The 13,976-nt window shown below is 27.7% G+C and carries 8 protein-coding genes; 1 reads left to right on the top strand and 7 read right to left on the bottom strand.

Annotated elements, in window-relative coordinates; translation table 11 throughout:
* Nucleotides 1–147: 147 nt before the first annotated feature.
* The gene (locus Ccar_RS04860; protein ID WP_007061376.1) at nt 148–4,323 is read right to left on the bottom strand and encodes a DUF445 family protein; all 4,176 of its coding nucleotides are present in this window, start codon (nt 4,321–4,323) and stop codon (nt 148–150) included.
* A gap of 440 nt (nt 4,324–4,763) precedes the next feature.
* Here Ccar_RS04860 and Ccar_RS04855 point away from each other — a divergent pair, with 440 nt between their 5' ends.
* A complete protein-coding gene (locus Ccar_RS04855; protein WP_007061377.1) occupies nt 4,764–6,866 on the top strand; it encodes a M1 family metallopeptidase in 2,103 nt (700 codons plus the stop codon).
* A 63-nt stretch (nt 6,867–6,929) separates the two neighbouring features.
* On the opposite strand, the gene Ccar_RS04850 is transcribed toward Ccar_RS04855, so the two are convergent.
* The 6 genes from Ccar_RS04850 to pstC form a co-directional block, all read right to left on the bottom strand.
* Nucleotides 6,930–8,387 carry an MDR family MFS transporter gene (locus tag Ccar_RS04850; protein WP_007061378.1) on the bottom strand — a complete coding sequence of 486 codons (1,458 nt, stop codon included), beginning with the start codon at nt 8,385–8,387 and terminating at the stop codon, nt 6,930–6,932.
* Between the two features lie 202 nt (nt 8,388–8,589).
* Complete coding sequence (locus Ccar_RS04845) at nt 8,590–10,605, bottom strand: methyl-accepting chemotaxis protein (RefSeq protein WP_007061379.1); 2,016 nt, start codon at nt 10,603–10,605, stop codon at nt 8,590–8,592.
* Between the two features lie 375 nt (nt 10,606–10,980).
* Nucleotides 10,981–11,451: an HAD family hydrolase gene (locus Ccar_RS04840; protein ID WP_007061380.1), complete on the bottom strand. Its 471-nt coding sequence runs from the start codon at nt 11,449–11,451 to the stop codon at nt 10,981–10,983.
* Between the two features lie 33 nt (nt 11,452–11,484).
* Nucleotides 11,485–12,234 carry a phosphate ABC transporter ATP-binding protein gene (locus Ccar_RS04835; protein ID WP_007061381.1) on the bottom strand — a complete coding sequence of 250 codons (750 nt, stop codon included), beginning with the start codon at nt 12,232–12,234 and terminating at the stop codon, nt 11,485–11,487.
* Between the two features lie 2 nt (nt 12,235–12,236).
* A complete protein-coding gene (gene pstA, locus Ccar_RS04830) occupies nt 12,237–13,067 on the bottom strand; it encodes a phosphate ABC transporter permease PstA (RefSeq protein ID WP_007061382.1) in 831 nt (276 codons plus the stop codon).
* Nucleotides 13,068–13,080: 13 nt separating this feature from the next.
* Nucleotides 13,081–13,950 (bottom strand): phosphate ABC transporter permease subunit PstC, encoded by an 870-nt coding sequence (gene pstC / locus Ccar_RS04825; protein WP_007061383.1) that lies wholly within the window; start codon nt 13,948–13,950, stop codon nt 13,081–13,083.
* Nucleotides 13,951–13,976: the final 26 nt, after the last annotated feature.

Raw genomic sequence — 13,976 nt, 5'->3', positions numbered from 1 at the left:
AAAACATTTTTTCAGAGGACAATTAACAGTGAAGGTTGATTTTTTGCTAACGCAGAAAAGTCCTCCTTCACTGTTCTCTGCCAATTGTCAAACGTCCTCTAAAAGTGCTCTAGATAAATTTTTTAATGCAGCAGCTCCATCTTATAACTAACCTTTTAATTTATCTTTTAATTCTGAAGCTTTATATATCACAAAAGAAATAACTCCTATAGCCCAATGTAATCCAAAGAACGCTCCACCAAAACCATATAATTTAAGTCTGTTAAAATATTTTTTAGCAAAGGAATTAAATAAATCTTCTATTTCCTTAGCATTCATTTTATTTATTTGTTTCTCTGTAATTCCTTTAAAATCCACGCTGGCAATTACATTTGAAAAATTATCTTCTGCTGCATCTATACTTGATTTAATTATTATACTAAGTATATCCTTCTTAGTATCACTATCTACAATATTTAAATTGTTTTCTGTAACATCTTCAATTATATGTGCAATGGATTTTTTAAGCTCTTCATCAATTTCTTTATTTTCTATAAGTTTTTCTATAACATACAGTATAGAATTATTAAATTCCTTTAAGTCAAAGAATTCACTAATACCTTTTTCAGTTATTGCACTGTTTGCCAATACTTCTATAAAGCTTTGCAAGTTTTGTTGTACAGCACTGCTTGTAAATGCTAAATTGCTTAAATTTTTAGCTGTATCTTCTACATATTCAGTTTCAATTTTTCCTGTAAAATTACTAACTTTTCTTGATAAAATTAAATCTTGAAAAACTTTATAACCAAGGTTACTATATTCACTTACAATTAAATCCTTGTGTTCATTTATACTATTTGCCATTTCTTTATCTATAAATTTAATTTCTTCTTCAAACACACTGCATAAATCTTTTATATTGTTAATGGATATATCCTTTAAATAGCTTTCTATTTTAGTTTCCGTTAAAGAATTAAGCATTTCATTTGCAGTCTTCATCAAGTTATTTTGTACTGCACCCATACAATCTTCACTACTCACAATATTAAAAACTTTTTTGCTTTCAACAGTAACATTTAAGTCAGAAACTGTACTGCCTAAAACTTTGTCTCCTGCAAAGTTAGCTATTACTTGATATAACTCAGGCTTTTTACTTTCTATAAAATGTGGAAATTGTTTATTTATCACATTACTAACTACATCAGCTACTATTGCATCTCCACCTAGCATATTATACCCTAACTTTTCAAAGAAGCCTAAACCTTCTTGAATTGTAGCTGAAGCACTTTCTGATATAATTTGCTCATTATCTGTAAGTTTCTTTGAAGCATATGCAATTATACCTTCCACTATAAAGTTAAATTTATATCCTAACATCTTTACAAAGAAGCCATTAAATAATTCACTTATTTTTTTATCGGAAGAAATCTCCTTAGAAATAACAGTTTCAATAAAATTAAGAATCTTATCTTCAGTTTCCCTAGAAGATAGTTTATCTTTTATTAATTCACCAAAAAATTCATTCCACTTTATTATATATTTAGAGTCTACTATTTCATTAACTGGCTTATTTACTATTTCATTGTATTCACTATGAAATTGATTCATAAAATCATTTTCTTCATTAAAATAATTTGATAACTTATTTACTTCTTCTTGAACCTTGTGATCTAATTTATTTTTTAATAATGTTTTAAAGCTATCTGGAATCACCTCTGAAATACTCTTTTCTGATTTTAAAAACTCTTCTAAGCTGCTGCTTATTACTTTATGCGATTCCTTTATTTTTTCCAAAGCTTCTTTTACTATTTTTTCTTCAATATGAGAAGAAGAAACTGTAGAAGGTGTAAAATTGCTTAATTCCTGTAATAATGAATTTGAAATTTTTTCTTTATTTTTATTAATAAACTCTTTAATATAGCTGTAACTCATATCATTTATAGTGTCTGAATACTTATTTAAAACATCTGCAGCTATTTTATAATCATTTTCAGAAACCTTTTCTTCAAGTTTTTTGTAAATAGTATCCTGATTTTTATTGAATAAATACTTCATGCTATCTTTATCCAATAAGCTATTATCAACAAAAGCACTCATGGATTTTGCAAATTTAGGTTTCCTTGCAGCCACTACACCAGGGGTAAAAGGTATTTTTATACCAAAAATTCTTTTTTCAGTATAAGGTCTAAAAAGCATTGCTATTGCCTGAACATTTGTAATCCATCCAACAAATCCATATACAATTAAATTAATAATAGTTACAGTTAAAAAGTTATAGCCTACTGTAGATTTATCATAAAAATACATGAGTATACCAGCAATTGCTCCAAGAAGTGCACCAATTACTGTAATTGGCTTCATTTCCTTTCCCATAAACTCTTCAACAGCTACTTTAAGTTCTTCATCCTTTAGCTTAGATAAATTTTTTGAAATTGTCTCCTTTATATTTCCTTTTACAACGTACTCCAGATTATCATTTAGCCACAATTGAATACTATTGCTTAAAATTCCATCTATATTTTCTATTTTATTTATACCATCACAAAGCTTTTTAACTTCTAATTGTTTCAAATCATCAATGGCATCATTAGCTTTATGTAATATGTTATCTACAACTTCACTTAATATGTTTTTTCTTTCATTTTCATTTAAACTGTTGTATAAATTTCCATCTCCTATGGAAGTTACCAATTGTTTAGAAATTAAATTTACTATATATCCTTTATTATCATTTAGTTTTTCTGTTATTGACTTTTTAATAATACTGCTATTTTCATGAACAATTTCTTCACTTATAATCTCACTGAATTTTAAAGCATTAATATTGTTTAACCCTTTAATAACTTCATTCTTTACTAATTTAGTAATATTATCTGAATATACATATTTATTTTTTATTGTGCTTAATAAAGGCTTCTTAATATACGTTTTAAAAGTACCCACTAAATCCAATGTGCAAATATCACCTATTTTTTTATTGGAAATTTCTAAAACATATGCCTGTAAGCTTTCATTTATATACTTACTAAAACTGCAGCTTATAAAATTTTCAATGGTTTCTCCATTAAATACATTATTTTCTCTTAAGCTTTCTATAGCACTAGATAATTTTTGTTCTTTAACATACTTGATTATTTTATCTGTTATTTCTGTGCTTACAGAATCTATATCTAAATTGTTATCTAAATATCCTGTTATCTTTGATACCATACCAAATCTGCTTGCTGAACCACTTAAAAACTTATCCTTAAGTGAACTTAAGGTTCCTTTTTTCATATCATCATCTATAGCATTTATAGTATCATCTAATGCATTTTCCACTAGACCTTCTATATCATTCTTGTTATTTTGTATCCAAAGTATTAATTCTTTTACTCCACATTGAAGCTTATCCTTTATAAAAATTTCTATATTTTCTTCTGCATTTTCTGAAAGCAAATCATAAATGGATTTATCCATAGATTTTATAGCACTAAATAATTCAATGATAAAGTTATCTATTAATTTTTTTCCTTCATTTCCTTTTAATAATTCTTCTATTTTAGTGCTTAAACTTCTTGAAAAATTATTGATATCTTCACTTTTAACAAAATCCACAATTGTCTTTTGAGATATTTTTTCTTGTAATTTATTTAAGATTTCATCTACTTTTAAAGTTTCAATTGTATTTTCAAAAGCACTATCTATAGATTCACTAAAATTATTTTTTAAATCCATATGAAAATTGCTGAGATTATCTTCAAAGCTTTCACCTAAGCATTCTACTATTTTGCCTCCAAGAAACTCTTGAAAACTTAAAAATCTATTTTCATTATAAAAATCTACTATAGCTTTTTCTATAAAATCATAATTGTTTAATTTGTCTAATGCATATTTAAATACATTTTCACTTATACTTTCAACTTGTTTATCATTTAATACATCTTTTAAACTAACATTTCTGCAAACACCTTCAAATATATTAGAAAAGTTTTCATCTGCATGTTCCCTTATATAATTTTCTGTTTTATCCATTGTAGAATTAAATCCTTTAATTTCACCTAAGGATAAATTCAAAGTATTTTTATAAATTTTATTTTTTAACAAATCATTAGAAAATCCTTTAATACTCTGTTTAAAAGACTCCTTTTCCAATTCTCCTTTTAAAGTATGAAAATTTATTATATCATTTTCAACCAACGAACTTACATTGTCTATAAATTCATTTCTAGTCTTTACTACCATTCCTCCCACTTTAAATTTTCCAATACCATATTCTCTAAATATCATTTTAATTGCTAAAGCATTAGTTATATATCCTGTTATTGAACCTGTCAAAATTTCCTTTATTAAATTAAATTCCATATTGTCCTCCTTAATAACGCTGTTATCAATGTTTTTTTACTATACAAAATTATAACATAAATTTCATATAATAATCATAATGCAACACATTTTTTAGAGGACAATTGACAAAGGCAAACTGAATAACCACATTTAACCTCTTATATTATGTACTTGAATATTTTTTAAATTTTCTCATGAATTAATATCTTAACATTGGCTAAAACTAGAATTAAGATTAATTTATATAAAAATTTTAGTTACATACTAAATTTTATAAATACCTTAGTTATTTAACATCTTTATCCAAAAACTATCCGCTTCAATAATTCAATTTACAAAAATCCTTTTCCATAATTTACTTGAAATTAACATTTAAGATTTATTTAAGATTTTATTTCCATATTTTATGGTATAATTTACATACAACATATTTATGTTAGAAAGGATGTGATATTAAAATGAACTTAAAAAAAGTCAAGAATGTTATTTTTACCTTTTTTCTAAGTTTGTTCACTGTGTGCTTAATTAACAGTGGAATTGTCAAAGCTTCAGCTCTTCCTGCAAAGTACAATATGGATTTGGACTTTAATGCAAATACTAAAACTGTAACTGGAAGTGAAGAAGTTAACATTAAAAATAGTACTAGTACAGACTTAAAAAATATTGTATTCCATCTTTATCCAGATTCTTATAATAAAAAAGAAACTATGCCTTCTCAAGTTGGAATATCTAGTACTCAAAACTTAACCGAAGCTCAAAAGGGGGACATATCCATAAGTAAAGTTCTTGTCAATGATAAACAAGTAAACTTTACTCAAGATAATCAAGTACTCAAATTAAGCTTAGATAACAATTTTAAGAGCAATGAAGACATGAAGGTATACATCGAATTTAAATTAAAATTGCCTATGAGCACTTCAAGACTAGGCTACATAGATAATGATGTTTCATTGACTAACTGGTATCCTATACTTTCAATGTACAATGAAAAGGAAAATAAATGGGATGAAAATACTTTCAACGTAGTAGGAGAATCAAATTACAGTGATGTAGGAGACTATACTGTAAATTTAAAAGTTCCTAAAAACTATGTAGTTGCATCTACTGGAAAAGAAGCTGAAAAATCTTCTGAAAAGGACACTAAAGTAATGAATTTAAATGCTAGTAATGTAAGAGATTTCATTATCATAATGAGTCCTAATTATAAAGTTTTATCTAAAGAAATAGATGGAATAAAGGTAAACAGTTATTACATCTCTAAACCAGGCGAAGATGATTCTGCTACAGCTCAAAATGTTCTTGATTCAGCTGTAGGTGCAGTAAAATTTTTCAGTCAGCAATTTGGCAAATATCCTTATGATGAATTAGATTTAATGGAAACTCATCTATCTGGTGGAGCAATGGAGTATCCTCAAATAATTCAAATGCCAATGTATGCTCAAAGAATACAAAATTCTACTAGTGCCTCTAGAGATGATGATGTTTCATATGAAGATTCTTTTATATCAGAAGCTGCAGTACACGAAGTAGGCCATCAGTGGTGGTATGTAACTGTAGGCAATGATGAATTTAAAGAACCTTTCTTGGATGAATCTTTTACTGCTTTTTCTACTGCTTACTATTTTGAAAAAACTTCAGGTGAATACTCATCAAACAGTATAATTCCTATGATTGGTTCTTATAATGGTGCAAATATTGCTAGAATTGCATCTCTATATAAGTTTCCAAGCATAGCTTCAGGAGTAGATAAATTTGATAATGATTCTACTGGTGCAGGATATAACCTAGTTATATATGGTAAAGGTGCTCTTTTAATGCAAGATTTAAGAAAAAGAGTTGGAGATGCTGCTTTTTTAAATATAATGCAGACTTACTTTAAAGAATATAAATTTAAAAATGCATCAATAGATGATTTCTTAGGTGTAATAGAAAAAGTATCAGGAAAAAGTGTAAGTGATGCTATTCGTGCTTCTCTAAATTCTGATAATTATACTGCAGACAACTTAAAGCTTACAGATGATCAAATTCAAAAAATGGCAGATCAGCAAAAAAAAGATAGGCTTAAAAACTTGGAAAAGAATAAAGGATTGATTCTTGGAAGTATATTGCTTAGACAATTAAATGGTGAAAAAACTATACTAGTAACACCATCTAACTTAACTGATGATGAAAAGAAATCCATAGATGCTATTACCAAAAATAAAATATTTGACAGCAGCAACATATCATTAAAACAAGATAAAGATTTAACTGATAATGATATAAGCAATAACAACATAGTACTTCTTGGAAACCCATGGAAAAATAAAGCTTTTGATTCTATGAAGAATTCTCTTCCTGTAACTATAAACAAAGATGGTATTTCTTCCAGTGCTTTTTCCTTTAAAGGAGAAAACATAAATGGAGCATTTACTGTTAAAAATCCTAAAAATGCTAATAAATTGATATTTGTATTATTCTGGACAAAGGATAACTCAATTTATACAGATTTAGATTGGTATACAGGTTCTCAATTTACAATATCTATAGACAATAAACAATTTTTCAAGGGAAGTTTTTAAAAGATTATCTTTAAAATAAGACATGCTTCTAAACTTTGACAAAACAAGCATAATGCAACAACATTATGCTTGTTTTTTTCTTTTCTTCAAATTATTAGGAAGAGCTAATGCTAATATTAAACAAACTATAGAAATTAAAATAAATATAATAAACAATATATGAACTCCAGAAAATATTGAAGCTTTTATATGTCTGGAATATGCTGCTAATGATGATGAAGCACTATATAAATTGCTTGAATTTACTCCCTTAATGCCTAAGTTTTTAAAATATTTATCTATAGTTAAATTAAATATTCCTCCAAGCACACTTATTCCTATAGTCTGACCTAATGTTCTAACCAAAGCATTAGAAGCTGTGGCTGCTCCTCTTTTATCATAATTTACAGATTCTTGTATGACTATGGTTAACGTTGTAAAACATCCTCCAAAGCCAAATCCCATTATGAATCCATAAACTATAACTGTAAACAATGATGAATTTGTAGTTAATGTAGGTAAAAGAGCAGTACTTACTATCAAAATTACTGTAGATATGCTGGATATCACCTTTTCTCCATATTTAGGTATAGCCTTTGCTAAAATAATAGAAGACATAAGCCATGATAAGGACATTGGAGCTAAAGCAATTCCAGCAATAGTTGGTTGAAATCCTAAAACATTTTGTATATAAATAGGCATATATGCATCTATACCCATTAAAAAGGCAGAAATCAGAAAGCTGATTATATTAACCAAAATATTAGTTTTTGTAAAAATGTCAAAAGGTATAATAGGTTCTAAAGCTTTATTTTCTATAAAATAGAAAGCAATAAAGAAGATTATTGTTGCTATAATACACATTATAATTACGTATAATGAAACACCTTCACTTTTTCCCATTGATAAAAAGAGATATAAAAGAGCCATAATAGCCAAACTTAATGTAATTGCACCTGCATAATCTATTTTATGCTTCTTTTTTTCAAATTCCTCAACAAGATTTCTTTGAATAAGAATTATAGAAAATATGCCAAAAGGTATGTTTATGAAAAAGATCCAATGCCAGGAAAGATTATCTATTAAAAATCCCCCTAAAAAAGGTCCTATTAAACTGGCTATTCCCCAAACTGTACCCAGCCACCCTTGAACTTTTCCTCTTTCTTCAAGAGTAAACACATCTCCTACAATAGTATAAGTAACAGTAAATATTGATCCTGCACCCAGCCCTTGAACTGTACGAAAGAATATTAGTTGGTACATGCTTCCAGACAATCCACAAAGAAAACTACCAATTAAAAAAATTATTATTCCAATAGAAAGAATATTTTTTCTTCCATATAAATCTGATAGTTTTCCATATATAGGAGTACTAATAGCTGATGTAAGCAAATACAAAGAAAACACCCAACTTATAAGCTGAAATCCATTTAAATCTTTAACAATGGTTGGCATGGCAGTAGTCACTACAGTACCTTCTACAGCAGCAAGAAACATAGAAACCATCAGTGCACTAATTATACTTTTTTTCTTAGAATCCATAATTGACAATACTTCCTTTCTATATTCCTTATGCTAAATTTAAATATCATATATAAATAAACACAGTATTATTATTTTATCATTAATATATATGGCTGCCAAGTTTTTGAATTTACATACTTAATGCAAAAATACTGTGCCAAAATCAAAATTGCTGATTTTAGCACAGCCTTAATATTTGTGCTTACTTATTCAAAAAAACTTAAACTGACTTATCACAGCTAAAAAAGCTTATTGATTTCTTCAATTCTTCAGATAATAATAAAAGATCTTCTGTTGAATTTGAAATATCCTGAAGGTTTGCAGCTTGCTCTTCTGATGCTGCATTTACTTCTTCCGTAGCTGCTGCAGCTTCTTCTGAAATAGCTGCTACTTCTTCTATCTTTGTAACTACAACTTTTTTATTTTCATTTATATTTTTTAATGCTTCAACTACAATGTTAATATGATTTTTAAGTTCATCTATATTTTTTTCTACTTTTACAAATCCATTATCTACTGTAACCATATTTTCCTTTGTGTTCATATTAGTTTCTTTTGTATTTTTTATCTTCTCTGTTACCATTCCTACGCTATTTTTCATTTTACCTATTACTATTTCAATTTCATCAGCAAAAATAGTGGACTGTTCTGCTAATTTTCTAACTTCCTCAGCAACTACTACAAAACCCTTTCCGTATTCCCCTGCTCTTGCAGCTTCAATACCAGCATTTAATGCTAATAAATTTGTTTGTTCTGCTATGTCTTTAATATTATTTATTATACCAACTATTTCTTGTGAATTGCTATTTAACACTTTTGCTTCTTTTATTAATTCTTCATTAACCTGGAACCCTTCTTCAAGATTGTTTTTTAAGTTATCAACTAATTTCATACTGTTTTCTATAACTTTATTAGCTTCACCCGAAGTTTCTTCCATACTTTTAGCACTTTTTAATGTATTATCTACTAATTCTCCAAGAGTTTCCACACTGGTTGAACTTTCTTGCAGGTGATCAGCTTGATTTGCAGCTCCTTCTGTTATTTGACTTACAGAACCAGAAACTTCTTCTGCTGATGAGCTAACCTCCTGAGTAACTGAAGCAAAATGCTTTGCAGATTCATTTAGCTTTTCAGAAACCTCTATAGTTTTATCTGTAATAGATACAATTTCTTTTTTCATAACATTAATTTCTTCTTTTATCATTGATACTTCTTTTAGTTCATTATCTCTGCATTCTATTTGTACACTTAAATTTCCCTTACCTATGTTCTTAAGAATTTCTATAATTTCATAAATAGAATTTATTAAATATTTTGATATAAACAATGAAACTATAATACCCAAAATTGCACATATCAAACCTACCATAATGTTAGGTATAATTAAAGATTTAATTTTGTCACTTAATTCTTGATTAGGTACAAAAGTCACTGTTAACCATCCAGTTTCACTATTTTGAGATTTTAAGGTTAAGTATTTTTGTCCATCTATATTTACTATATTGCTGCTATCTTTTGATTTAATTATTTCATCAAGCCACTTTAAATCCTTGCTTTTTTTGCTTACAAGTTTCTTATCCTTATGTGCAATAATAGTACCCGTTTGATCTACCACAGCTGTATATCCGCTATTTCCTATTTTTATATTGGAAATTTCCTTGCTTATAGTATCTAATGGTATGTCTCCTCCTATTACTCCCAAAGTTTCTTTGGTATTAGGGTCTTTAACCGTTTTTGCCAAAGTAACTACATAAGTCCCTGGTTTAACTACATCTTCATAAGGATCAGTTAACGCTACCTTTCCATCCTCCTGTACTGCTTTTGTATACCATGGTCTGCTTGTTGGATCATACCCAGGTTTTGGTTTTCCAGAAGTTGTGTGATGAACTTTTGAAGCTTCTCCATAGTAAATTGCTCTTATCTCTTCATGATATTTTATATAATCATTAAAAGTTTTCATCATAGATGCTTCTAATTCTGGTTTTTGTTTTAAACCTACTACATCATCATTTACAGAAAACATATCAATAGTCTTTTTATTATTAGTATACATATCAGCTATTATATTAGATATCTTTCCATTACTTGCACTCATTAAATCATAAAAATTCCTGGTTTCATTGTCTTTAACCTTAATTCCATTAAAAATGGAAATTATAAATATAGGAATTATTACGAATAATGGTATAAACGTCATCAGTAGTTTTTTTACACTTAATTTAATCTTATTTTTCATCCCTATTCCCATCCATTCATAATTAAAATTTATATTATTTGAACTTGATATTAACCAATACTATACCATAATATCACAATTTGTCATATCTTCCAATAATATTATTTTTTAAAAATTGGATAATTATATTAATTTTTTAATAGAATTTTGTTTAAATAAATAAAAATTGATACTATTTAAAGTCCAATTTTGTTTGTATAATTTAATAAATTATATATTTTTTTATTTTAATTATAAAAGCTGTGAATATAAATACAATATTTTAATTCACAGCTTTGATTTTTATTACATTTTTCGACTTTTAATGATTCTAAACGCATTTGTTAAAAGTTCCTTTTAAATATGGACTTTTTATACTAAATTAAATAATAATGTTTAATCTCTTAAAGTAGCTTTTATTCTAGCCTTTTTCATTATCATATTAAATACATCTTTTATATTTTTTACAGTTATATTGGAATGCATTATAGCTTCCGAAGCACATCCTTCTTCCTCAATGACTACTACTGATAAGGCTGATACTTTAAACATTTCCACATCATTAAGTCCATTACCTACAGACATAGTAAATTTTGCCCCTATTTTTTCTACAAACTGCTTTTTATAAAAAGTTGCATTACCTTTTGAAAAAGTCTCCACCTTAACTGGTAGTCCTTCGCATTGACTTCTTACATTTCCATAGGTATCTGCAGTTATTATGTATACATTTAAATACTCACTTAGTTCTTTAATCATTTCTTTAACCTTTACGTTCATCACCCCATCTACTGCTACAGTACCATTATAGTCAAAAACAACATTTTCTATTTTTAAATCTTCTCTTCCTGGTATATTTATTTCTATCATTTGTATTTCTCCTCTCAAATTCCACTAATAAATTTATCCAATTAATCCTCCAATATATTTTTGTGTACTTTCTTTTAAAGGATTTTTAAAAATTTTTTCTGTTTCTTCATATTCTTCTATATGTCCATCCATCATAAAAGCTGTATAATCTGATATTCTTCTAGCTTGAGCTAGATTATGCGTTACTATTACAATGCTATAATTTCCACTTAATTTTTTAAGTGTTTCCTCTATTTTTATGGTATTATTTAAATCCAATGCAGAACAAGGTTCATCCATTAAAATAATCTCTGGTTCCATGGTAAGAGTTCTAGCTATACACAGTCTCTGCTGCTGCCCTCCTGATAGTTTAAGAGCTGACATATTTAAATAATCTTTTACTTCTTCATAAAGACCTACCATTTTTAACTTTTCTTCAACAACACTCTTAATATCATCATTGCTATATATACCATGATACTTTAGTGCATATATCATGTTTTTATATATAGAAAAAGGAAATGGTGTTGGTGCCTGAAAAACACATCCTATATTCTTTCTTAAAACATTTTTGTCCATTTTTCTAATATCTTGGTGCTTAAATTCAATAATTCCTTCCACCTTAGAATTCTTCTCTTCATCTATTATCCTATTTATAGATTTTAATAATGTAGACTTTCCGCATCCTGAAGGACCTATTATTGCTGTTATCTTACATTTTTTTATAGAAAGATCTAAATTTTCAAGTATTAACTTATCATCCAGCCACACATTTAAATCATTAATTTTTAATATATTATCCATATCTATCCTCTCTTTCTTTTACTTAAAAGAGCTGCTAAAAGGTTTAATAATATGAGCATTACAATAAGTACAAGAGCAGTTCCATAAGCTTTTTGCAGCGAAATTCCTTGGCTTATTAGTATATACAAATGATAAGGCAGTGCCATTACTGGAGAAAAAAGAGAGTCTGGATTAGGTGCAGCTACCACTGCTGAAGTAAGCATAACTGGTGCTGCCGCTCCCATGGCAAATCCTCCTGACATTATAATTCCCGATATAATTTCTCCCTTGCACTGCTGCAATATTATGTGAATAAAAGTATATGATTTATCTATTCCAAGTGCATAAGAAGAAAGTATTAAATTTTTATCTACTTCTCTAATAGACTTTTCACTTAACACTTCTATGTATGGAAAAATCATTATTCCAAGAGTAATACCTCCTGATATAAGACTTACTCCAAAATTACAAAAATAAACTAAAAAAGAATATCCAAAAAGCCCTAAAACAATTGAAGGTATTCCTGCAATGGAACTCACTATCAAATGTATAAAATTTTCAATTCTTTTATTGTTACAATATAGACACAAGTACACAGCAGTACCTATTCCTAAGATTGCAGAATTCACACAAGCTAAAAACATTAAAGAAAGACTGCCAAGTATGGCTGGTAATATTCCTCCCTCCATACCTAGAGGAGTACCCTTGGGACTGTCTAATATAAATCCAATATTTACAGAAGTACATCCTTTAATAAATATATAAGAGAATATAAATATAATTACGGAAACTACAATAAAACTACTTATAAAATACCATAACCCAAGTACTGTATTTTTTAAAACTCTATTCATATATGCTCCTTCTTTAAATTTGAATTTTCCTATTTATATTATAAAAAATTACATTTATCACCAAAATCAACAACATAAGTACAAGTCCCGCAGCAAAAAGTCCATGATAATGGAGACTTCCTATTTGGGCTGATCCCATTTCCAAAGCTATTAGTGCAGGTATTGTTTCTCCCTTTCTAAATAAGGTTGGCATTATAGGACTATTTCCTATAACCATCATAACAGCCATGGTTTCTCCCATTGCTCTTGCTGTAGCAAGTATAGTTGAACATAATATGCTTTTTTTACAAACAGGCAGTATCAAGTTGCTAATCATATACCACTTTGATACTCCAAGTGCCTTTGAATAAACTTCATATTTTTCATAAGCTTTACTCATGGTTTCATCACAACTTGAAACTATGTAAGGCAATATCATAATGCTTAAAAGTATGGCTGCACAAAATATAGATTCCCCTGTAGAAAAGAAAAGATATTTTTCAAAAAATTTTACTATAACTGAAAGTCCAATAAATCCATAAACTACAGAAGGTATACCTGCTAACATATTCACAAAAGCTTTTAACACATATTTCAATCTTTGATTTACTAAAATGGACATAAATACAGAAAAACCTATACCTATGGGCATGGCAATTAAAATTGCTATAAATGATACATATAAAGTTGATAAAAGAAATGGCATTATTCCAACCTTATTAGAATTTAACGGCTGCCATTCAGTTCCAAATATGAAACTTATAAAAGATACTTTGCTAAAAACTCCCATGCTTTCTTTTAGTATAAATATTAGTATTAAGCTTAAAATACTTACAGCTAGAAAAGCTATAAATTTTACTAAAATGCAAAAGGTTCTTTCCATTTTATTTCTTCTATTTTTCATTTAACTCACCTTTTAATTAAAATAAC

The sequence above is a fragment of the Clostridium carboxidivorans P7 genome (assembly GCF_001038625.1).
GTDB lineage: Bacteria > Bacillota > Clostridia > Clostridiales > Clostridiaceae > Clostridium_AM > Clostridium_AM carboxidivorans.
This window is presented reverse-complemented; position numbering and strand designations above follow the sequence as displayed.